Raw genomic sequence first — 24311 nt, 5'->3', positions numbered from 1 at the left:
TATTTATGCAACAGCAACATCAGACTCTCATCCAACCCCTAATTACTACTGGTCAGGTAATTATACTTGAGGCAGAATCTGGTCGATCGCGTCGGCAAGTATTGCAACAATGGCTTCAGGATGCTCAAAATCATGGGGCAAGTACTTGGCTACTAACTTGCGATTTTGAAGAAGACGGCGTATGGGCTGGTCTCAAGGATTTGATTGCAGGATTATTACCTCAGATACAACAGCAAGCACCAGAGTTAATTATTAAACATAGTTACGAATTAACAATTATTTTACCAGCATTACGACGACAGATATCGGTGCAGAATGCCGCTTTGACGGATACTGCTATTTTTCAGGAAAAGGTGCGTAACTATCCTATTGACCGAGCTTATCGGATTGTTCATGGATTAATTAATTTACTTGATGCTTGGTACAAATATACCGATGGTTCTCCTTGGGTAATTGCTTGCGATCGCTTCCATCGCGCTGGTACTTTAGTAAGGATGTTTTTTACAGAATTAATCCGCCGTCGTGGTCAGCAACTAAATTTAACTTTGCTAATTGCTATTGATCCCGGATGTCAACAAACTACCACTAGTCAGTTTGATGCCAAAGTTGTCAAACAGTTTGTCTGTTTAGACCTACAGCCTGAACCAGAGGCTTCAGTATCGCCCCAAGAAATGACCAAATTGGCACAAAAATTAGAACAGCAAGTAGGAAGTGACTTGTTAGAGATAGAAATTCATTTGCCACAATTAATTCGTTATTGGCAACTGGCTGAACGGCCGGATAAAGCTGTGTTATGGCAAGCAAGGGCGCTGGGAATTTATAACCATCATGGCTTCTATCATGAAGCATTAGTTTATGCTCAAGTAGTCTCAGATCATCTAGAGTCTCTTTGTGGTCAGGATGAAGAAAGGCGTTGGAATCTAGTAGGTAATATTTTTGGTTGTAACACGGCTGCGGGAAATGTAACACAAGCCCAAAAAGTAGTCGAACAAGAGGCTTTAGCAAAAATAAAAGACCCTCGTCAACGTGTGCGGATATACTACGTCATGGCTATGCTATATGCTCGCTATTTGCCCAACCGAGATTTAACTAAAGCCGCAGAATATCTAGAAACAGCTCTAGCAGACTTGCCGGGGCTTGATTTACCAGATAAAGATAAATATTTTCTGACTTCGTTTACACTCAATGGGCTAGCTTTAGTTAGGCATCGCCAAGGGAAATCATTACAGGCAATAGAACTGTGTCGGCAAGCAATTAAATTGCTGAATACTTATTTGCACCCAGATCAACATCGGCTGCATCGCTCAGTTTTATTGTATAACATTGCTCAGGTCTTAGCTGTTACTGGCCCTTACCAAGAGGCGATCGCTCAATTCACTGATGCCATAGCAATGGACCCTAATTATTCTGAGTATTACAATGAGCGCGGCAATGTGTACTTGAAGATGGGTGATTTAGACAAAGCCTTAAAAGACTATCTCAAAGCTATCGAATTAAGTCCACCCTACCAAGAAGTATGGACGAACTTAGGACTGTGTTATCGACAAAGAGGGCAAATGGTTGAAGCGGTTCAAGCTTATTCTGTTGCTTTTGATTTGAATCCATATACAGTTCCATCTTTAATAGGTCGAGCCGAAGCATTGGAGGTTTTAGAGCAGCCTGAGGCAGCTTTAGTAGATTACAACACGGCAATAGCCTTGAATCCCAACCAACCTATGTTCTTTGCTAACCGTGCCAGACTGTATTATGAGATCGGACGCTTACCAGAGGCATTAGCTGACCTAAATCAAGCAATTGCCTTGTCACAGGATGATGCAGAATTATACCAAAACCGAGCAGTTGCTCTGATTGCTTTGGGTTACTTTGAAAATGCTGTAGATGATCTACAAACCTACCTACGATTGAATCCTAATGCTCAGGATCGCACTCAAATAGAGGGTCAGTTAGCAAGTTTACTAGATTTTAGTAAAGTATAAAAAGCAGCGTTTGTAACGACTGGTTGAGATCACTTAGAAAAGTGCAAATTAAGGAGAAATTCGTCATAACAAGCCTGAGAAAAGCCAAAATCTAGCTACTCCAAGGAAAAAGCAGATTTGACATCACAGTAAAAATATGAAATAAGACTCTATTAAGATCAAGCGATCGCACGGAGTGTAGCATCAACAGCGATCGCCTCAACGGTTACGAACAAGTGTGTGAGGAAAGCGGAAAATGTCTTATCATCTACTGTGGAAAACTCTAAGGCTAAGTCCATTGGTTTTAGGGGCAACTGTGTTTGTTTCGGCTAGTGCAATGGCTGCTGAAACTGCTGCAAACTCAACAAAACAGCCGCAGTTGTTATCCCAAGCTAAACCTGACGAAAATAACGTCTTAGAACAAGTTAAAAACTACAGCAGTGAAGCTCAAAACCAAAATTCACTGTCTCAAGTCACATCAGTTTCTCAGTTTTCTGACGTACAGCCAACTGACTGGGCATTTCAAGCGTTGCAATCTTTAGTCGAACGCTACGGTTGTATTGCTGGATACCCCAACGGTACTTATCGCGGCAACCGAGCATTAACCCGTTACGAATTTGCCGCTGGTTTGAATGCTTGTTTAGATCGAGTTAATGAACTGATTGCAACAGCAACTGGTGATTTGGTCACAAAACAAGATTTGGCAACTCTTCAGCGTTTACAAGAAGAATTTTCGGCTGAATTAGCGACTCTGCGCGGTAGAGTAGATTCTCTAGAAGTACGAACTGCTGAACTAGAAGCAAATCAGTTTTCCACGACAACAAAACTAGTAGGTGAGGCGATTTTCGCTGTCACTGACAGCTTTGGCGATAACGACACCAACAATACTGTTTTTCAAAATAGGGTACGTTTAGATTTACAAACTAGTTTCACAGGTCAAGACACTCTACACACCCGGATTGCTGCTGGTAATGCACCCGCATTAACTTTGCCGGGTGGTACATTTGAGGGAACCCAAACCTTTAACCTGTCTCCTGGCGATAACAATGCCATCATTGATTGGTTGTCATATTACTTCCCCCTAGGCAACTCTCAAGTTTACGTTGCCGCTACTGGAGGTATTCATAGCGATTACGTTCCCACCGTTAACCCATACTTTGAAGATTTTGATGGTGGTAACGGTGCTTTATCTACCTTTGCCTCCGAAAGCCCCATCTATCGGATTGGCGGCGGCGCAGGTATCGGCGTTAACTTAGGCTTTGGTGGTAGTAGTACCTTCAAACCTTCATTAACATTGGGCTATTTTGGATCTGAATCGAATAGTCCGGTTGCAGGTTCAGGTTTATTTGAGGGTAACTATGCAGCTTTGGGACAGTTAAATTTGAACGTAGGCGATCGCATTACCTTGGCTGCCACCTACGTACACGGTTATCATGGCAGAGGCAGCGCTTTATTTGATGCTGGCTCAGTCACTGGTTCTGTAGTTGGTACATCTCAAGCCAACTTTGTTGCTGGTGCCAACCCTAACGTTGTTGGTAGTGGCAACCCCTACAATAGTAATTCCTATGGTATAGAAGCTGCTTTTAGACCCAGCGACAAACTGTCAATTAGTGGCTTTGTACTGTATAGCGATATCACAGGTTTTGGTGCTGATGATAACGGTGAAGTGTGGAGCTACGGTGTTGGGGTAGCCTTGCCAGACTTTGGTAAGCAGGGCAACGTTTTAGGAATTTTCGCAGGCGCACAACCATATCTAGGAGGTGTCAGCGATTATAAACCATATCACGTTGAAGGATTCTACAAATATCGTGTGAGCGATAACATTTCTATTACCCCTGGCGTAATTTGGTTGACCAATCCTGGTCAAACTGGTGGCAACAATGAAGATGCAATCATTGGCACGCTAAGAACTACCTTCAATTTCTAAAGCACGTAGACAACCTTTAGGGAGCAGGGGAAGGCAGGGAGACAAGGGGATGGGGAGACAAGCAGACAAGGAGACGGTTGTTTCCCTAATTCTCCAATTCTCCTTGTTCCCAATTCCTCTTCTTCATCCTCCGGTCGCTGAGCGTCTTGTACTGAGTTTAGCCTGAGCGTAGCCGAAGGGCAAAGCCGAAGTGTGTCCCCCGCACCCTACTCCAAATTCAGCGTTGCATAAATGCGGGATGAATTGAGCTTATTCACCAATAGTAAACCTAGATTTTTTGCGCCTTTGCGCGGCAGTCGCTACAAGTCGGCGGCACTTCCTAATGTCACCAAATAGAAACTAAGAGTATTATTGATGCCAAACCCTAAAAAGACTATACCTTCGGTTTCAAACAGTCCAAATACTGCGCCTTGGGGCTTTACTCCTCAAAGCAAAATTTGGAACGGTCGTTTTGCAATGATTGGTTTTTTATCTGTCGTTTTACTGGAAGTTTTTTCTGGCAAAGGAGTTTTACACTTCTGGGGCATTCTATAGATTAACAGGTTAATTGTGCGGGAGTAAAAAGGAAGGCAGCGACATAGAATCGCTTGCCTTCTTTTATTTGAAGTTACTCAAATCAACAAAAGTTAGCACAGCACAGCGGAAATATTATCTACAGCAAGAATCTGGCTTAAAAAGTTTCAACAGAGCGATCGCGCTTCTTGGCAGTAAAAGATACCTACCTTTTTGCGATGCCTGCGGCAACCTGACAGAACACTCATTTTGAGATCAAAATATTTTTGAACCATACAAACAATAAATAAAAATTGATATTAAATAAATAGTGAATTTTTATTTTTTATTTAATAATCTTAAATGTCTTAACTATCTTAAATGTCTTAACTGTCCTTGTATTCTAATTTAAATTCAGAGACATTAAAAACTATGAACTAAAGTGTTACACATCCTAAGCAATTTGAAGTAACATCTACCCCAAACAACAAACAAAATAAATTTTAGTTGCAAGTATCAGCAAGCACTTATAAAGGTTATTTTAAGTCTTTACTAATTTTGCTTGCTGGAATTAGGTATGAAAATCTTTGTCCGATAAATGTTTGCTCGAAAAAGAAGTTCTATGATCTTTTACAGTCCATATTTTGACATTTCTATCAATGTTTAGTAATACAACAACATGGCATTGCTTAATTCCTACTTGGCAAGGAGGAAAGGAGATAATTCAACAAGGTTTACCCCACACTCAGTTAGCACCAACTTGGCAAATCCTACTACTAGGAAATGGTTCTTCAATGCGACATCTAACACTCATAACAGGTGAACGGATTGAAATCGATTTAATAGAAATGTCTGACATTGGTATGGACTTTGATGGTGCGCCAGAAGCTATTCAATTATTACCAGGACCACGGGTAAGACGACAGGTGTGGCTGCGTACTGCTTCCGGTCAGCGATTAGCTTACGCAACTTCGTGGCGGTCAGCCAATCATCTTGATTGGTATTTACAAAACCAGAACACACCCACTTGGACAAGTTTATCTGGGCGACATAGAGAGTTGTATCAAGAAATTTGGGGGATTCACTATGGAAAATCGGCTTTTTTAGAGTCAGCTTTTAGGCACACAGGAGCTTTTTGGGGACGTTATTACCTATTTTGGCATCAAGGACAACCGCTAACACTGATTTATGAGGTTTTCTCGCCTTACTTGAGAAAGTACCTTGGCTCGGAGAGCATTGTATCTCCATAAATATAAAAATATTGTATTTCTCTCAAACACTTAGTATTATTATTAATAACAATAATACTTTTTAAACTTTAAAAGGTATTGTTAATTGTTGTGTTTACAAGTTTTAAAATAATAAAATAAATGATATTTTTTAAAATTTTAATAACAATTGTGTGTGCAATGGTTTTTGACCACCAGTGGTAGCAAGTTATACCATTTCACGAAATTATTGATACAAATTACTTTTCTTACTCCCCCTGCCTTTGGTCACTGAGTTTCGACACTTCGACAGGCTCAGTGCGGCGCTGCGCGGCAGTTGAGCGTAGCCGAAACTCAACTACTGCGTAGTCGAAGTGCTGCTTCCCCTGCTTGCCCAAATGTATCAACTTTAAAGTGAAACGGTATTAGACCCGCCTCTATTTCCAGCGTGGTTTTCAGGCTTTATCCTTTCTTCAATAAGCTGTATATAAGTAAAGGTACGGGTTTAGGTTTATCTATTAGTTATAAGATTTTTACTGAAAAACATCAGGGCAAATTGCAGTGTGTTTCTTCCCTTGGTGAAGGCACAGAATTTATAATTACCATTCTCTTATATCAATCTCATAAATAGAGAAATACTTCGTGAACAACAAGATACCCGACTTCTTTGATAAGTCGGGTATCTGAGCCTCTCAATTTTTACAAATCAAATAAGATTATTTTAACTGGTTTAGCTATCACAAAAGCAACGAAAGCAGTATTTTTGAAATAGTTCTTGTATACCTGTAACTTTAAGTTTCAGTGTAATAGCTGAAGTTTGTACAAGTTGACTAAAACTTATGTCTTGAATAGTCATAAAGTTATAAAAATAGAGTAAAATACTTTTTTAATATGTAGATATTGGTTCATGTAAGTTTGTTCAATAAGAAACTACGTAATAATAGATAAACTATATTATACAAGTCATACTATATAAACAGGGAGTCAAAATAAAATGGTGTTTGATTGATCAATAGTAACGCTGCATTGATCTATGTGATCTCAAAAAAGCTGAAGAGTTTTTTAAAACTAAGTATTAAGGTGCATCTTAATTAATCCGAATCAACTCTTGTTGATAAACAAGCGTAATAAAATACACTAGCTACCTAATAGAAAGGTTGCAATGCAAATTCTGAAAGTTCTCACAAGAGTTTATCTTAATCCCACAGATTTAGATGATGCGATCGCTTTTTATGAAAACCTCTTTACAGAAAGTTGCTGGTTGTGGTTTCAATATTCCGAGGCTGGATTAGAACTCGCTGGTGTAGGTTCTATACTGTTAATTGCTGGTTCTGCTGAAGCACTCTCTCCCTTTGAGAATACAAAGGCTACATTCTTGGTTGATTCACTAAATGATTTTCGTGAGGCGTTGACTCAGCAAGGTGCAGTGATTTTAGCAGAACCGGATAAAGTTCCCACTGGTAGCAATATGCGAGCGATACATCCTGATGGAACAATTATTGAATACATTGAATTTGGTTGAGTAAACTATTCACCAATTACTAATGGTTTAAATTTTCCTTAAAAAAATTTTATTCATAAGCTTTGCTTTTGCATTTAGAAAAAAGAGATAAAAATCTGTTTTTGATTCTAGATTTTTTATAAGTAAATATGCTTAATCTATTCTTATTGATAATGTCTAAAATGCTTGTTGGACTTAGATTGTGCTAACTATTTCCCTAATTAAATGAACAACAGATGAGTGCTATTTTTTGAAATCTGTCTTTGGTTTAGGTGCAAGAACTTATAAACAATGATATGTTGAGAAATATGAAGAAAATTTTAAGCAACCTAGAGGAGTTAAAATAACCACTCTCAATTGCTTACAGTCTTTTATCCGTCTGCTCAAAACTGAGGTTTTCTTCCAACAGCGAACGCTGGTAAAAATTAAAAATGAGAAATAATCTATGAAGTTTTATTGCATGAATTGACATTGTGTATAATCTTTCAGGTTGATCTTAAAGACCTTAGCGCTTTATGACTGCGCTGATAAAAATAGATGCGTTGTATGTTTGGCGCACTATTGAGGTACAAACTAGCCTTGCAATGATTTAATCATAGGCTTCTCTAACAGTACCTCTTAATTCTGAGTGAATTAGAGGTATTTCGGCTGCGATAAATTTTTGGCAAACAAGAAACCAACTTCATTTTTCTATTTCAATGTAAAGGAACACAAGAATGAGCATCGTCCAAGCAGAATTTAAAGCTAATGAAACCAGCTTTCACGTCAAGGGATACGAAAAGATTGAGTACGACTTAGTTTATGTAGATGGAATTTTTGATATTAAAAATCAAGAACTTGCTGACACCTACAGAAATTTTGGACGTTGTTTAGCTGTTGTAGATGCTAAAGTTAACCGCTTCTACAGTCAGCAAATTGAAGAATATTTCCGGTACTACAACATTGACTTGACGCTTTTCCCGATTACGATTACCGAACCCAACAAGACCATTCAAACTTTTGAGAAAGTTATAGATGCATTTGCAGACTTCAAATTAGTTCGCAAAGAACCAGTCTTAGTAGTGGGTGGCGGTCTAATTACAGATGTTGTCGGTTTTGCTTGCTCTACTTACCGTCGCAGTAGCAATTACATTCGTATCCCTACAACTTTGATTGGTTTGATTGATGCTAGTGTTGCCATTAAGGTAGCGGTTAACCATAAAAAGTTGAAAAACCGCTTGGGTGCTTATCATGCTTCGCAAAAAGTTTTCTTAGACTTTTCCTTCCTTCGTACTTTACCAACAGACCAAGTGCGTAACGGTATGGCGGAATTGGTGAAAATCGCCGTCGTTGGTCATAAAGAAGTGTTTGAGTTGTTGGAAAAATACGGGGAAGAATTGCTTCTTACCCATTTCGGCAATATTGATGCTACTCCAGAGATCAAAGAAATAGCTCATCAGGTGACTTACAAAGCCATCAAAAAGATGTTGGAGTTAGAAGTACCCAATCTCCATGAGTTAGACCTAGATAGAGTGATTGCTTATGGACATAGCTGGAGTCCGACATTAGAACTTGCACCTGTTGTGCCGATGTTCCACGGACATGCAGTCAACATCGATATGGCCTTATCTGCAACGATCGCCGCATCTAGAGACTATATCACCACCCAAGAGCGCGATCGCATATTAGGATTGATGAGTCGTATTGGTCTAGCTTTAGATCATCCTTTGTTAGATGAAGAGCTTTTATGGCGGGCGACTGAATCTATCAGCCTGACTCGTGATGGTTTGCAAAGAGCCGCCATGCCAAAACCCATCGGTAGTTGCGCCTTTGCTAATGACTTGACCCGTGAAGAATTAGCAGCAGTTTTGCTGGAACACAAAGAACTCTGCACGAACTATCCCCGTGGTGGCGAGGGTGTAGATATGTACCCTGTAAACTATCAAACAGAATTAGTCGGGAGTACAAAATAATGTCTAGTACGATTGCCAAGCCGACAGCTAGACCTGTCACACCCCTGGGAATTTTAGCCAGAAAGCTAGAAACTATTGTTCAAGAGCTTAACCAACATCCAGACTTACCTGAGTCTTTAGTGACTCAAATCAAGCAAGCATGGCGTTTAGCAGCAGGTTTAGACCCTTACTTAGAAGAATGCACCACTCAAGAATCTGCTGCTTTAGCTGCATTGTCTGAAAAAACAGCCATAGAAGCGTGGGGTGAACACTTTACCCAAGGTTCAACCGTACGCCCTCTAGAACAAGAAATGCTATCTGGTCATATAGAAGGACAAACTTTAAAAATGTTTGTTCACATGATCAAAGCAAAAAAAATTCTAGAAATCGGCATGTTTACTGGTTATTCAGCCTTAGCAATGGCCGAAGCATTACCACATGATGGCTTACTAGTTGCTTGTGAGGTTGATCCTTTTGCAGCCCAAGTTGCTCAAGCGGCTTTTAAAGAATCTCCTGATGGTGGTAAAATTCGTGTAGAACTAGGTTCAGCTTTAGAAACTCTGAAAAAGTTGGCAGAGGCTAAAGAATCATTTGATTTGGTGTTTATTGATGCCGATAAAAAAGAGTACGTAGCCTATTTTCAGATGCTGTTGGATAGTAATTTGTTAGCACCAACAGGCTTTATCTGCGTCGATAACACACTCTTACAAGGAGAAGTCTATTTACCGACATCAGAACGCACCGTCAACGGCGAAGCGATCGCTCAATTTAATCGCACTGTAGCCCTTGATACACGGGTAGAACAAGTTTTATTGCCACTGCGCGATGGTTTGACTATTATTCGTAGACGATAATCGGTATATGGCACAATCTATTTCTCTTCCCTCATCGACTACAGAGTCTGTTTCTACAGAGACAAAAATAGCCGCAATTATCCAAAATATCGGTACTTTGGTGCTGCTGTTGCTAGCATTGCCAATTAATGCCGCCATCGTTGTCATATCTTTGTTGTGGGATATTATTTTGCGTCCTTTTCAGCGTTCAACTCAGGCCGCAAACCCTAAAAATATTCTCATTAGTGGCGGTAAAATGACCAAAGCTTTACAACTAGCTAGGTCATTCCACGCCGCCGGACACAGAGTCATTCTGTTGGAAACTGATAAATATTGGCTATCTGGTCATCAATTTTCCCAAGCGGTAGATAAATTTTATACAGTTCCTGCTCCCCAGAAAAACTCAGAAAGTTATATTCAGGCGCTAGAAAACATCATCAAACAAGAAAATATCGATGTTTATGTTCCTGTAACCAGCCCAGTCGGGAGTTATTACGACTCTTTAGCTAAACCAGTGTTATCGCAATACTGCGAAGTATTTCACTTTGACGCAGATGTCACCCAAATGTTGGATGATAAGTTTGCGTTAGCCCAAAAAGCGCGATCGCTTGGTTTATCAGTACCGAAATCCTTTAAAATTACTTCTGCTGAACAAGTCCTAAATTTTGACTTTTCAGGAGAATCTCGCAAGTACATCCTCAAAAGCATTGCTTACGATTCAGTGCGGCGTTTAGACTTAACCAAACTTCCCTGCGCCACCCCTGAAGAAACAGCAGCCTTTGTCAAAAGTTTACCAATTAGTCCTGAAAAGCCGTGGATTATGCAAGAATTTATCCCCGGTAAGGAATTTTGCACCCATAGCACCGTCCGGGATGGTGAATTGCGATTGCATTGTTGCTGTGAATCTTCAGCATTTCAAGTCAACTACGAAAATGTGGAAAATTCCCAAATTAGGGAATGGGTGCGGCATTTTGTCAAGGAACTGAAACTTACAGGCCAAATTTCCTTTGATTTTATTGTCAGCGAGGAGGGTACAGCTTACGTGATTGAGTGTAATCCCCGTACTCACTCAGCAATTACTACCTTTTACAATCATCCCGAAGTCGCAGCAGCTTACTTGGGGAATGAATTAACGGTTGAACCTTTACAGCCATTGGTGACAAGCAAGCCTACCTATTGGACTTATCACGAAGTTTGGCGTTTAACTAGTATCCGTTCTTTCAGCCAATTGAAAACATGGATGCAGAATATTTGGCGCGGGACTGATGCAATTTACCAACTAGATGATCCTTTACCGTTTTTAATGGTACATCACTGGCAAATTCCTTTACTGTTGCTGAATAATCTACGCCGTCTCAAAGGCTGGACAAGGATAGACTTCAATATCGGTAAGTTGGTGGAATTGGGAGGAGATTAATTACCTTACACAGAGGAACTCTTGCGTTCCTCTGCGTACCTTTGCGTTGAAAAATATTATATTAACTAATTGACCCACATTTCGCACTTCATTTTGTAATATATGTACGAGTGTAAAAAGTGACAATATTACTAAATATAAATATATGATTTTTTAGCAACAAATTATAGATAGTTTTAAAAAACACTAACAACTTGAAATTGGTAAGGTATTGACAGTAAATTCAGGAGAAAAGATGAGACAACGAGCCTAAATTAAATAAACATGAGTTTTATTGTTCAATTTAGCCTCTCGATTCTGGATTATAAAACAAGTAAAAATTATTTCTCGGTTTTATCTGTCAAGATTTTATAACTTAATCAAGATTTATATATCAATACCTTGGATCATGTTAAATAAACGTTAAGAATAACGCTCTTTTACTTTTAAGTAATTTACCATTAATAAATTTATTTACTACATTGTTGTGAATTGGCATTATTTACAACATTACTATTACAGCATTTTGTCTATTTATCTTCATCAAAAACGCCTCATAAATATTGACAATTCGTATATTATCTCAATACCATTGTGCATGGTATATAGATAATTTGTAAAAATAAAAAAGTAGTTCATTTAGAAAGTAACAACAAACAACAAATTAAAGAATTGGGGTAAAACTAATGAACGCCAAAATTATAGCTGCATTAGCAATTATGGCAGCTTTTGCCAGCTTAGGAAGCCCGGTTCACGCCCAGTCACCAGAAGCACCCGCTTTAAACATACAAAACTATCAATTAACTGGTGATTCTCTAGAAGGGGTTGGTAATAGAACAGCCCAGGATGATTTTACAAAATTCTTTGATGGTACAAATTCAAAAAGCAGCTCCATTAATGATGTAGAAAATAATATCACTCCAAATAGACTTCGTTTGAATGAGGCAATATCATTGCCAGATAATCAGATTATCTTGCAGCCGGCTCAATCTATGAACGGCAATGATGGAGTGCAAGTACAGTTAGATTTGGGAAATGAGTAATAGCCATCACGAAAGAACGTATTAGGCATGGGGCATGAAAAAGAGGAATTGGGGCAGAACAGAAGTGCGGTCTTGGGGAGCCAGTCCGCCCTTGCGGTTTCCCGACTTGAAGGAACTGGCGTGTCTCCCCAAGTAGAGCAACTTCGGGGTGCGGGGTGCAAGGGAGATGAAGAAAAATTACCTATTTCCCCCCTGCTCCCCTGCCTCTTCTTCCCCTGCATACCGAATATTCTTTAAAAACTAATTTTGTAACAGAATCTGTAACAGCAATATTATTTGAGCTTGTACTCGTTTAGATTAATAAAAAATCTACGGGTAATCCCTGAATTAAGGGTTAATGTTGTTTAAAGATATACGAGATTATCAAATTCTATTCCTCGGCTTGTTTCTGGTCTTAGGAATTGGTACAAGAGACTGGACACTACGATCGCCATTAATTGCAGTAGCGATCGCCACTTGTTTATTTACACAGTGGATATTGTCATTAGTCGTTAGTAAAGAACCAAAAATAGGACAGTTCACAAGTCTTCGCAGCGCTTTGATTACCGCATTGGGACTCAGTTTACTATTGCGGGCTGACCATTGGACAACAATGGTTTTGGCAGGAATAAGTGCGATCGCGAGTAAATTTCTTTTTCAAGTCGGTGATAAGCATTTCTTTAACCCTGCTAACTTTGGCATCATTTCCGCCTTGGTTCTAGCACCCGATGCTTGGGTTTCGCCGGGACAATGGGGTGAAGAATGGTGGTACGGGCTGTTATTTGCTGGGACTGGTGGCATGATTTTACAGCGAGTAGGACGCTGGGACACCACGGCAGCTTTTTTAGGCGCGTATTCTTTACTAGAAGCAATTCGTAATCTTTGGCTGGGTTGGACTTGGGATGTTTACTGCCATCGGTTGATGAGTGGTTCTTTGCTGCTGTTTGCTTTGTTTATGGTTACAGATCCCCGTTCAATTCCCAACGCCCGCCTTGGGCGTATTATTTGGGCTGTATGTATCGCCATTGTGACTTTTATCCTGCGGAATTATTTCTTTATTTCCACCGCAGTTTTTTGGGCATTATTTGTCCTTGCACCATTAACCATCCTGATAGATGTTTTGTGGTCAGCTCCGCAATTTTCTTGGCTAAAGCAAGAGGCAGGGGGGCAGAGGACAAACAAGCTTAACTTAAAAATCGAGGTATAAAATGAACCGTTTTAAATTGGTAATTCCATTATTGCTGGTTTTGGTTGCTGTGTTGTGCTTTGCACCTGCGGCTTGGGCGTTCTGTGGATTTTATGTTGCCAAGGCTGATACCAAACTTTATAACCAAGCTTCTCAGGTAATAATTGCGCGAGATGGCGATCGCACTGTTTTGACGATGGCAAACGACTTTCAAGGAGAAGTCAAAGATTTTGCAATGGTAGTACCTGTGCCGACAGTATTACAAAAAGAGCAAGTCCATGTCGCTGAATCCAAAATTATCGAACGTTTAGATGCTTTTAGTGCGCCGCGATTAGTAGAATATTTCGACTCTGACCCTTGTGCTGTAGACGATAGAGTATTTGAAGCCGCACCTGCACCGAGATCAGCAGCCAGTAATCAATTAGAGAGTAAAATAAGCGATCGCAGTTTGGGTGTCACAGTCGAAGCGCGTTTCAATGTTGGCGAATATGACATTGTGATCTTAAGTGCGAAAGAATCTGGTGGACTGGAAACTTGGCTCAACCGTAATGGTTACAAAATTCCTAGAGGAGCCAAACAGTTACTTAAACCTTATATTCGTTCTTCAATGAAATTCTTTGTGGCTAAAGTTAACTTAGATAAATTCGAGAAATCTGGCTATCAATTGCTGCGTCCACTACAAATTTCCTATCAGTCACCCAAGTTCATGTTACCGATTCGTTTGGGCATGATCAACGCTACCAAAGAACAAGACTTGCTTGTCTACATTCTCTCGCCTCAAGGACAAGCAGAAATCACCAACTACCGGACAGTTAAAATCCCGTCAAATACCAATATCCCAGTGTTTGTCAAAGATGAGTTTGGCGAGTTTTACAAATCGATGTTTCAAACTGTCTACACCAAAGAAGATAAAAAAGTTGCTTTTTTGGAATATGCCTGGGATATGAGTAGTTGCGATCCTTGTTCTGCGGAACCGTTGACTTCAGAGGAACTCAAGCAAGCAGGTGTATTTTGGCTGGATGGTAATTCTACAAGGAGTATACCGGCATCTCCTGGCTTTGGTCGTCCATTTCCGGTGAATAATAATGTCTTCATCACTCGATTGCATATCCGCTATACCCGCGATAAGTTCCCAGAAGACCCCATGTTTCAACAAACTTCCAACCGCGAGTCTTTCCAAGGACGTTATATTTTGCAACATCCTTTTACAGGTGAACTCAAGTGTCAAGCAGGTAGAGAATACAAACGATCTTTACCCAAGCGTTTTGAGCAAGAAGCACAAACTTTGGCTAAGTTAACCAATTGGAATATCCAGGAAATTCGCCAAAAAATGCGATTAAATGGAAGCAATCTGACAAATTCTTGGTGGAATAATTTTTTAGCTTGGCTAGGATTGTAAGCGAAAGTAAAAATATTTACTGCCCAATTCACTTCACCGTTATGCCGTCAAACTTTCTGGGAAGACTAGTCTTATTAGTAAATTATTATATTCCCAGACTACTATGGCAATTTCTTTATTGTCCGGGGATGTTAAGCAAACAAATGGTTCTGCTAACACTACCGTTTCGATTCTCGGCTATCTGATCATCAAAGAAATTTACTGTGAGGGTCGAACTTTAGTTCGTTGGGCAGTTCGCTACACTGACCAATTTTCCATTGCCATCACAAACTTTACAAAAATACTAACTAAGTCCCTTCTCTACAAAAGGCTGTGCCAATGGGAGGGGATTTCTTTATGTCGGTAGTTAACCTGAAAAAGATTCTTAACAAAAAAGAGTTACTGTCTCTGCTTGAGGATTTAGCATGTCAGTTCAATATTGCTATTGATGTTGAACTGGTAGACGGCACAAAACTAATCAGCATTGGAGAGCAAACTTCACAAAACCGATATCCCATCAAGGGGTCAGTAGACATTATCGGTTGGGTGGTTGGAGAAGAACAGGCAACTCTAATAGCAACTTTGCTCTCGTTTATAGCAAAACAGGAAGCTGAGAAAAAAGAACTCGCCAAAGAATTGCTAGAACGATATCAAGAAATTGATTTGTTTGAGGATATCTCGACTCAACTGACAACGAGTTTAGATAGGCGACAGATTGCCCAACTCGTGCTTCAGGAAATAAGTCAATTGATTGAATCGTCTGCGGGGATAATTTTGCTTTTGAGTCCGGATGCAGCTGCATTTGAAATTATTGCCGAATTTGGAATGTTGTTTGACAACGACAATCAACCGCAACCGAGTAAGGGAATTATTGGCCACATTGTGCAATCCAACCGGGCAGAAATCATCAATAATGTCCAAGCCGATCCTCGATTAAAGGGAGAAGAAAACTTAGGCGCTCTAATTTGTGTACCGTTGAGAGCCAAAGAGCGAGTATTGGGAGCGATCGCTATCGGCACATCCAAAACAGACTCATACACAGCCGAACACCTCAAACTCGTGAGTATCTTTGCCTCTCAAACAGCGATCGCCATTGAAAAAGCTTTGCTTTTCGAGCAAAGTACTCAAGCAGCCATTCAGGCTAAAGCCCAAACAACAAAGCTTCAGCAAGCTCTTCAAGATTTACAACTAGCACAAACTCAGTTAATCCAAAGCGAGAAAATGTCCAGTTTAGGACAACTTGTTGCCGGAGTTGCCCACGAAATCAACAATCCAGTTAACTTCATTTGCGGCAATTTGAAGTATGTTGCCGAGTATGCCAACGATTTATTGCATCTACTGCAAGACTATCAAAAATTTTTACCAGTGGCTCCGCCAGATCTGCAATCAGAGCTAGATGCCATTGATGTGGAATTTATTATGCAAGATCTGCCCAAGATGCTGGATTCAATGAAACTGGGCAGCGATCGCATTGTAGAAATTGTCAAATCTCTGAAAAATTTCTCCCGCCATGATGAAGCCCAAATGAAAACCGTCAACATCCACGATGGCATAGAAGGTACATTAATGATTCTGCACCATCGTCTAAAAGCAGCTACTAACCGTCCAGCGATTGAAATTGTTAAAGACTACGCAAAACTTCCCTTAATTGAATGCTATCCCGGACAGTTAAATCAAGTGTTTATGAACATCCTGGCTAATGCCATTGATGCTCTAGAGGAGGGAATGGACAATAAACAAATATCTACTCCCCAAATCTGCATTCACACTGAAGCGATCGATGAACACTGGGTTGTGATTCGCATTACTGACAATGGCCCAGGCATGAACGAAGAGATCATTCGACACATTTACGATCCCTTCTTTACTACAAAAGATATTGGCAAGGGAACCGGATTAGGTATGGCAATTAGCTACCAAATTGTTGTAGACAGACACGGGGGAGTTCTCAAATGTCATTCTCAACCAAGTAAAGGGACAGAGTTTTGGATTCAAATTCCGGTGAATTATTCAATGGTAGCTGCTGCTGAAGAAGAAATTAACAAGATTTCTATCTCTCCAACCTCTCCTATTGATGTTGATGTAGACTGCTTCATTCCATCAACAACTCCAACGCTCAAATCGACAGATTTACTTATCCGCCATACTCAACTGATTCGGCGACTTTCACAGCAGAGTCCAGACGTTGATGATACATCCCCCGATCAAATTTACCAAATGTTCCAACGCCATCCAATTTCATTAAAGCTTTACGCCACTTTGTTGTCCCAATACTGTTCAGTTAAGCATTTTTAACTTGGAATTGACCTTTAGGAAAAGATAAGCCAGCGCAGCGTCTTTGACAAAAGAAGAGGTTAAAGGGTTTTTCTGTTCCCGTTTCCTCGCTTAACCGAAAGGTATTGCTTGTTGTCCTCACCCTAAATACTTACACGACTAAGGAAATTACAACTATGTCTAACCAACTTGATCAATACAACCGTCAGCTATTTGAACAATGTCCCGTTGGTTTGGTACTTTGCCGAACAGATGGGACGCTAGTTCAGATCAATCCCGCCTATGCTGCCATTTTAGGGCGTACTGTCCCAGAAGTCTTAAACCTGAACTACTGGCAGATGAATCCTGAAAAATATGTTGCCAAGCAAACCATACTAGAAATCCTAGAACAGACTGGTCGCTATAGGTCTTATGAGCAGGAATATCTTCATAAAGACGGACACTTGGTTCCAGTCAAAATTTCTGAACGGATAATTGAGCAGGATGGAGAACGGCTAATTTACTCAAGTGTAGAGGACATCAGCGACATCAAGCTTAGCCAAAAAGAATATCAACACTCCGAAGCAATCTTAAAACAGAGCGAAGCCAGATACCGCTCTCTAGTGAAAACTAATACGCAAATTATCTGGGTCAGCACACCAGAAGGAATTTGCTTTGAATTGAAAGATTGGATAGCCTATACAGGGCAAACTTTAGCCGAAGCTGAAAACGGAGGTTGGATTGATGCTGTTCATCCCGATGATCGTGGTTACACCGGAGAAGCTTGGGGTATTGCTGTAGCAAACCTGAGCATGTATCAAATTGAATATCGAATACGCGGAAAGGATGGTAACTATCGCTACTTTTGGGTCTGGGGTGCCCCCGTCATTGAAGAAGATGGTAGCGTTCGTGAGTGGATTGGTACATGTACGGATATTCACGATCGCAAACTGGCAGAAGCTGAAAATCAACGACTAAAAGAACGATATCGCTCTTTAGTAACTGCTAGCTCCCAAATAGTCTGGGGGGCTGCACCGGAAGGATTAGGGATAAGCTGTGACATGCTTACCTGGATAGCTTATACAGGGCAGACTGAAGAAGAAGTCGATGGGTGGGGCTGGCTCAATGCGGTTCATCCTGATGACCGTTCCCACTCTACAGAAGTTTGGAATGCAGCTGTAGCAAACCAGAGTCTTTATCAAACCGAATATCGATTACTTGGTAAAGATGGTAATTATCGCTACTTCTCGGTCTGTGGCGCTCCTGTACTGAAAGAAGATGGCAGCATTAGAGAATGGATTGGCACTTGTACTAATATTCACGATCGCAAGCTGGCAGAAGCCGAAAATCAACGTTTATTAGATATGTTAAATCATTCCAGCGATGCCATTATTGTACGCGACATAACTGACAGAATCTCGTACTGGAATCAAGGTGCAGAAAGTCTCTACAATTTGACCCGTGAGCAAGTCAAAGACCAATGTATTTACACTTTTATCACTAAAACCTTTCCCAAGCCAAAAACAGAAATCATCGCCGATTTATTGCAGCAAGGTAATTGGGAAGGAGAAGTCGAACACCTCACCTGCAATGGCAAACTGCTCACAGTTCAGAGTCGTTGGACATTACAACGGGACTTCCTTGGTCAACCCTGCGCCATACTGGAAATTAATACTGACATTACTGCCCGCAAACAAGCAGAAGTCGCTCTGCGGCAACTAAATCAAGAACTGGAAGCCAGAGTTGCAGAACGGACGGCAGCATTGCAAAATACGCTCGCCGAAGCCCAAGGGTTAAATGCCATTTTGGACAACTTAGCCGATGGTCTTTTGGTAACAGATACCGCAGGAGAAATCACCCACTTCAATCCTGCCTTTTTAGCCATGCATGGATTACCAGACACTACCCTCAATGGACACTACCGGGAACTGCCAATATCCGGTTTAGCAGCCTTAATTGACCGAACTCAGTCTCATCCCCAAGAGGTGTTTGTGGCCGAAGTTGCTTTGGCGAAGGAACGTATTGGTCAAGCAGTAGCCACCGCTATATTCAAAAAAACGGCGGCCAACGAACCAGCCGCTTGCTTCGGTTCTGCTTTACTGATTCGAGATGTAACAGCGGAAAAAGAAATCGACAAGATGAAGACTGATTTCATTTCCACAGTTTCCCATGAACTGAGGACACCATTAACTTCTGTCCTCGGTTTTGCGTCCATTATTAAAGAAAAGCTAGAAACTGATGTGTTCCCGATGATTGCTGTCGAAGACCGCAAGCTGCAAAAAACAATCAAACGGGTGGCTGACAATCTCAATATTATTGTGTCTGAAGCAGAACGGTTAACATCTTTAATTAATGATGTCTTGGACATTGCCAAGATGGAAGCCGGTAAAGTGGAATGGCAAATGCAGCCCCTTGATCCTAGTGAGTTAGTTGATTGGGCAACCAATTCTACATGGGCGTTGTTTGAAACTAATGGTTTACAGTTAATTACTGAGATTGAACCCGGACTTCCTCAAATAGTAGGCGATCGCAATCGTCTACTGCAAGTCTTAATTAACCTAATTTCTAATGCCGTTAAATTTACCGAATCCGGTTCTGTAGTCTGTCGCGTTAAACAAAAGAATGACGGTGTTTGCATTAGCGTCATTGACACAGGTATTGGCATTACATTTGAAGATCAGCCGAAAGTGTTCGAGAAATTCCGTCAAGTTGGCGATACTCTCACCGATAAACCTAAAGGCACAGGACTAGGATTGCCCATCTGTAAACAAATTATCGATCATCATGGTGGTAGAATCTGGGTAGAAAGTGAAGCGGGTAAAGGCAGCACGTTTTCATTTATTATTCCCACCTACAAAAGTGACAACAAAACCAGTAGCAAACTGAACCTGGATGCATTGGTCAAACAACTTAAAGAACATGTCATTACCACAAACACTATACTGAACGAAAACCGCAAAACCATTTTAGTTGTTGATGATGATGCCAATATTCGAGAACTATTGCGTCAACAACTAGAAAATGAAGGTTACAAAGTCCGGGAAGCAAAAGATGGCGTGGACGCAATTCATCAAATCAAAATAGTTCGTCCCGATTTGATTCTTTTGGATGTGATGATGCCTCAAATCAATGGCTTCGATGTGGCAGCTGTCCTCAAAAATGATCCCCAAACGGCAGACATTCCCATCATCATTTTGTCAATTATTGAAAACAAAGAACGGGGCTATCACATTGGTATTGATCGCTATCTCACCAAACCTATCAATACAGAGCAACTCCTCAACGAAATTGGTTCCCTGCTTTACCAGGGTACTTCTAGTAAAAAGGTATTGGTTGTAGATAAAAATGCATCAACTTTAAAAACTATATCGGATGTATTACAAACTCAGGGCTATAACGTAATTGAAGCCTCTGATCCTCAAGAATGCATTAATAAAGCTCTCTCAGCCAAGCCTGACATGATTATCATTGATTCTATCTTCTCTCAAGAAGCCGAAATGGTGAAAACTCTTAGGTTTGAGAAAGAGTTAGAAAATGTCTTCTTTATTATGCTGTCCGATCAGTAACACTCGCTTCAACCTATGTTTTTTATCCTCAAACTTGGAGATTTTATGACTCAGAAAGTTTTGATTGTTGATGATGAACCCAACATCGTGATTTTGATGGAACAAGCCCTAGAAGCATTAGAAGATGAAGGTGTTGAACTTTTAACTGCTAGAAATGGCGAAGAAGCTCTCGAAATTATTAAAACAGAAAAACCAAACTTAGTTTTTCTTGATGTGATGATGCCTAAAATGAATGGTTTGAAAGTCTGCCACATTGTCAAACACGAACTGCAAATGATTGATATTTATATCGTGATTTTGACAGCTAAAGGACAAGAATTTGATAAGCAGAAAGGAATGGAGGTTGGTGCAGATTTATATCTAACTAAACCATTTCGTCCTAAAGAAGTGCTGGAAAAATCAATGCAGGTGTTAGGCTTGTGAGAAATGCACAATCTTAGGTAGTGTGGGAAAAGTAGATGGTGAGCCAACGCGTTACGGAAATTATTTTTCTGGGTAAATATTGTTTTTAGTTCCGAACTCTTTCTAGTTTTCAATCATTTAATTAATGCGATGAATCAATTCAAACCATTTTACACTTCTAGATAATTTCATTTTTTTACTATTTTCTTTTTTCGAGTAGTGATGGAAGAGAAAAAAGAAAATTAATGATGATATTGTTTGTTTATATTATAAAGTATGATATTTTAATATGGTGAATAGTGTTGATTGTAACGTTGTATATCGATACAAATATCCTAAGTATTTTTGGAAATACTTACAGATTCAATTCATAATAGTTTGGGGTTTAGGTATTTGGATATTATTAGAAACTAATTTACAAGCTGCTACAACACATGAAAGCTTAAATTTACTTTCAAAGTTATCAGAAAAAGTTACTTCTACTGATGAATTGAAAAAAGTTGATTTATTTGATTCCCAAGATAATGAGAGTTACCCAACAATACATTTAGATCAATTAAAGCAAAAACCTATTTTGATTGCTGCACCTGAAAACTTTAATCCAGGGCTACAATTACCTCCACCAATACCACCAGTATCGCCCAAAATCCCCGATAAATTAAACCCATCATCTACTTCTACGGAACTAGTTAAGCCATTTGCCGTTTTTGAAAATCTACAAATAGATTTTCAAAATGATAACGATAACTTTGGTCAACATAATTTATTAATTGAACCAACAGTTCAGTTTAAATTAAATAATGGCAACAAAATATTTTTCAAAACAGGTTTAGACTATTTCGAGCAAAGAGGTGTGGAATCAGTTACCAATATTCCTTTACAAATTGGTTGGCAAGGAAAAGTGGGTCAAGTAACGCTACAAGCAGCAGCAGGTGTTGATGTTTTTGACCGTTTACCTACAGCTATAAATTTCAATACTAAGGTTGAATCTTCTATTTTGCCACTAAAGGTTTCTGCTTCAGGTCGATTAGTTTCGGGTTTAATAATATCAGCAAACTTAGAACAAAGTTCTTATAAAGCGAATGCTCAAACTTTAGAAAATCAAATTACAACTTGGCGCTTTGGGCCTGATTTATATTGGCAGATTGACCGGGATACAAGCTTGTTTTCTTCGTTACGCTTGGGTAATTACAGCGATCGCAATTCTGAGATTCAGTCTTTTAGCAGACTAGAACGTAAGTTTGGACAATTTTCTGTAGCAGCTAATGTGTTCACATGGAGTTACGATCGCAATGTAGAACGTAGCAGTGGCTATTTTTCTCCACCAGATTTTTTAGTTTACAACGCTGAATTAGCTTGGGAAGGACAACTGTTCGATTTCTTGCGCTGTCGGCTATCTGCCAATTTAGGGCAGCAGCGACTTAATGGTGAATTTGATAACGCCAATACTTATCAAACTCGCTGTACAGCCAAATTTTCGCCCAACATAGAAGCAGATCTTGGCTATAGCCTGAGTAATGTACGGAATCAGGAGACGGCAGGAAGTACCTACAGCGGTAACTCTTTAACAGGACAGTTACGGGTGAAATTTTAAGTATCACTGTCTGTAACCGAATAAATCTCTCACAGCTAACAATAATGAGGTGATTTGAGAAAGTTTTCTCTATAAGCAAGTTGGGAAGCCGCTTACAGTTTGGGCTGGCGTTAAAAATTAGTATTATTCGTTGGCTGTTGACTGTCAACAGTCAACAGAACACGATATTAGACGTGCGACAGTTAAGCAAACAGTAATATCTGCACCCAATGGCCTTATTGTTGAAGATGTCTCATTCTCACCTTGTCATCTTTATTTTCTTAGAGCCATTCGATATGATGATTTTCTGATTTGCAGGATAAATCAGTTTGCGATCGCTTGTTGTTACTTTGTTATGAGCTACCGAGTATAATTGCGTTACTACTTTACTGTCCACGCCCTGGTTTACAATCTGCAAAGCCTAATGCTTCCGTATCCAGTAAACTGGCGATCGCCATTTCAATTACTGCTTCGATTGGATATTCAATTTTAGTAGCACGAGCAACCAGAGCTTCTCGAATCCTTTCAGGCAAACGTTCCAAAATTACTTCGGCATCGGAGGGAGACAGTTGCTCTTGAAATTTAGCTTGCATAACTTTACATCAATTATTTTTATATTAATATGGCAATAGAACCTTAATATTTTCTCTTATTTGTTTAGCTTCAGCGTCTTCAGGTCCACTTACTACAAGGAATATGGCTTTGGTATTTGTATCACATCCTACAAATATATTGTAATTTTCCTTAGTTGCATAAACACCCTTATTAACTGTAGTAACATTTTGCAGACCATAATTTTCCAGACTTTTTGTTAGAGAATTTATACATCTATTTTCAGGTATTGACATTGCACTGGAGTAAGTATGTACTCTAGGTGGAGCCAAGGATGTCGCTAATTTAGATTGTCCTACAAAATATGTAGTACTTAAAGTCAAGAGACTGCTAACAATTGCACCTATCGCTGTTAACACTTTCCACTTGGTTTCTATTGATGATTTTTGTTTTTCTAGGTTCAATTTATCTTTTTCTAACTGAAGCTTTTCTTCTTCTAATTTAGGTAAGTCCTTAGTCAGAGACAGTCTTACCAATAGCTCTTTGGGTTTGAGACTTCCTGACCAACGAATAATAGAACTTTCAATAGTAAAGCTTTTCGTATCAGCTTTTATTCCATCATAATAAAGAGCTTCGAGTTGTGCACCAGGAATAAGTAGAGCATCACACCGCCATCCTCCGACGGTTGAAACCCAATCTCCCTCACCAAGGCTGGTGTTGAATTCAATAGTCACTTTATTTATACTAATCCGATAAAAAGTCTTCACTTACTGATACCATGTCAAATACCTATTAACTGAAAAATTAATACTTTGTTTTAACATACAAGCCTAATTAGTAAATTCTTAATTATTTTTTAATCAAATTAAAGAAGAATATGCATAAATCTTACGTATATTTACTTAATTTTGTACGTAAGTTTCATATTTTCAGTGTATTTGTCGCTGATTTCACAAATTTTTCTAGTTAACATCCAAATGATATGCATACAGTGTAGAAGTTACTGGAATACAAAAATGTAAAAATAACGATTATTTCCACCCATGTTCTTAGATTTGGTTCGTAAAGAAAATCTCAAAAATACTCAAATTCTTGCTAGGTTTGAGTTTCAGCGAATAAGTACATTAATGGCTCAA

Annotated in this window: 19 protein-coding genes; 16 read left to right on the top strand and 3 right to left on the bottom strand. The window is 39.6% G+C overall.

Annotation, left to right across the window (positions count from 1 at the left end):
• The first annotated feature begins 5 nt into the window (after positions 1–5).
• Positions 6–1976 (top strand): tetratricopeptide repeat protein, encoded by a 1971-nt coding sequence (locus tag QI031_RS22010; RefSeq protein WP_281481755.1) that lies wholly within the window; start codon positions 6–8, stop codon positions 1974–1976.
• Positions 1977–2134: 158 nt separating this feature from the next.
• On the opposite strand, the gene QI031_RS22005 is transcribed toward QI031_RS22010, so the two are convergent.
• Complete coding sequence (locus tag QI031_RS22005) at positions 2135–2269, bottom strand: hypothetical protein (RefSeq protein ID WP_281486183.1); 135 nt, start codon at positions 2267–2269, stop codon at positions 2135–2137.
• Between QI031_RS22005 and QI031_RS22000 the strand changes: the two genes are divergently transcribed.
• The 15 genes from QI031_RS22000 to QI031_RS21930 all read left to right on the top strand — a co-directional run bounded on the left by QI031_RS22000 (position 2212) and on the right by QI031_RS21930 (position 22644).
• Entirely contained in the window at positions 2212–3882 is a 1671-nt protein-coding gene (locus QI031_RS22000) for an iron uptake porin (RefSeq protein ID WP_281481754.1), read from the top strand. The two genes, QI031_RS22005 and QI031_RS22000, sit on opposite strands and share 58 nt — an antisense overlap.
• Before the next feature lie 354 nt (positions 3883–4236).
• On the top strand, positions 4237–4416 hold the full coding sequence (locus QI031_RS21995; RefSeq protein ID WP_281481753.1) for a high light inducible protein: 180 nt from the start codon (positions 4237–4239) through the stop codon (positions 4414–4416).
• A 617-nt stretch (positions 4417–5033) separates the two neighbouring features.
• Positions 5034–5624 carry a chorismate lyase gene (locus QI031_RS21990; RefSeq protein WP_281481752.1) on the top strand — a complete coding sequence of 197 codons (591 nt, stop codon included), beginning with the start codon at positions 5034–5036 and terminating at the stop codon, positions 5622–5624.
• A gap of 382 nt (positions 5625–6006) precedes the next feature.
• Complete coding sequence (locus QI031_RS21985) at positions 6007–6213, top strand: ATP-binding protein (protein WP_425526038.1); 207 nt, start codon at positions 6007–6009, stop codon at positions 6211–6213.
• 531 nt (positions 6214–6744) lie between these two features.
• The gene (locus QI031_RS21980) at positions 6745–7104 is read left to right on the top strand and encodes a VOC family protein (RefSeq protein ID WP_281481751.1); all 360 of its coding nucleotides are present in this window, start codon (positions 6745–6747) and stop codon (positions 7102–7104) included.
• A gap of 695 nt (positions 7105–7799) precedes the next feature.
• Complete coding sequence (locus QI031_RS21975) at positions 7800–9035, top strand: sedoheptulose 7-phosphate cyclase (RefSeq protein WP_281481750.1); 1236 nt, start codon at positions 7800–7802, stop codon at positions 9033–9035.
• The gene (locus QI031_RS21970; RefSeq protein WP_281481749.1) at positions 9035–9868 is read left to right on the top strand and encodes an O-methyltransferase; all 834 of its coding nucleotides are present in this window, start codon (positions 9035–9037) and stop codon (positions 9866–9868) included. Before QI031_RS21975 ends, QI031_RS21970 begins: the two co-directional genes overlap by 1 nt.
• 7 nt (positions 9869–9875) lie before the next feature.
• Complete coding sequence (locus tag QI031_RS21965; RefSeq protein WP_281481748.1) at positions 9876–11264, top strand: ATP-grasp domain-containing protein; 1389 nt, start codon at positions 9876–9878, stop codon at positions 11262–11264.
• A gap of 665 nt (positions 11265–11929) precedes the next feature.
• A complete protein-coding gene (locus QI031_RS21960; RefSeq protein ID WP_281481747.1) occupies positions 11930–12286 on the top strand; it encodes a hypothetical protein in 357 nt (118 codons plus the stop codon).
• Positions 12287–12623: 337 nt separating this feature from the next.
• Positions 12624–13472, top strand: coding sequence for an RnfABCDGE type electron transport complex subunit D (locus tag QI031_RS21955; RefSeq protein WP_281481746.1), 849 nt, complete (start codon positions 12624–12626; stop codon positions 13470–13472).
• A 1-nt stretch (position 13473) separates the two neighbouring features.
• Positions 13474–14850, top strand: a complete 1377-nt coding sequence (locus QI031_RS21950; protein ID WP_281481745.1) for a DUF2330 domain-containing protein — start codon at positions 13474–13476, stop codon at positions 14848–14850.
• A gap of 336 nt (positions 14851–15186) precedes the next feature.
• On the top strand, positions 15187–17124 hold the full coding sequence (locus tag QI031_RS21945) for a sensor histidine kinase (protein ID WP_281481744.1): 1938 nt from the start codon (positions 15187–15189) through the stop codon (positions 17122–17124).
• A 155-nt stretch (positions 17125–17279) separates the two neighbouring features.
• Positions 17280–20648, top strand: coding sequence for a PAS domain S-box protein (locus QI031_RS21940; RefSeq protein WP_281481743.1), 3369 nt, complete (start codon positions 17280–17282; stop codon positions 20646–20648).
• 45 nt (positions 20649–20693) lie between these two features.
• Entirely contained in the window at positions 20694–21071 is a 378-nt protein-coding gene (locus QI031_RS21935) for a response regulator transcription factor (protein WP_281481742.1), read from the top strand.
• A gap of 268 nt (positions 21072–21339) precedes the next feature.
• Complete coding sequence (locus QI031_RS21930) at positions 21340–22644, top strand: hypothetical protein (protein WP_281481741.1); 1305 nt, start codon at positions 21340–21342, stop codon at positions 22642–22644.
• A gap of 365 nt (positions 22645–23009) precedes the next feature.
• On the opposite strand, the gene QI031_RS21925 is transcribed toward QI031_RS21930, so the two are convergent.
• A complete protein-coding gene (locus tag QI031_RS21925) occupies positions 23010–23216 on the bottom strand; it encodes a hypothetical protein (protein ID WP_281481740.1) in 207 nt (68 codons plus the stop codon).
• A gap of 24 nt (positions 23217–23240) precedes the next feature.
• Positions 23241–23942, bottom strand: a complete 702-nt coding sequence (locus tag QI031_RS21920) for a hypothetical protein (RefSeq protein ID WP_281481739.1) — start codon at positions 23940–23942, stop codon at positions 23241–23243.
• Positions 23943–24311: the final 369 nt, after the last annotated feature.

It is taken from the genome of Halotia branconii CENA392 (genome assembly GCF_029953635.1).
Taxonomy (GTDB): Bacteria; Cyanobacteriota; Cyanobacteriia; order Cyanobacteriales; family Nostocaceae; genus Halotia; species Halotia branconii.
The sequence above is the reverse complement of the archived record's forward strand: the minus strand, read 5'-3'. Positions and strand labels throughout refer to the sequence as shown.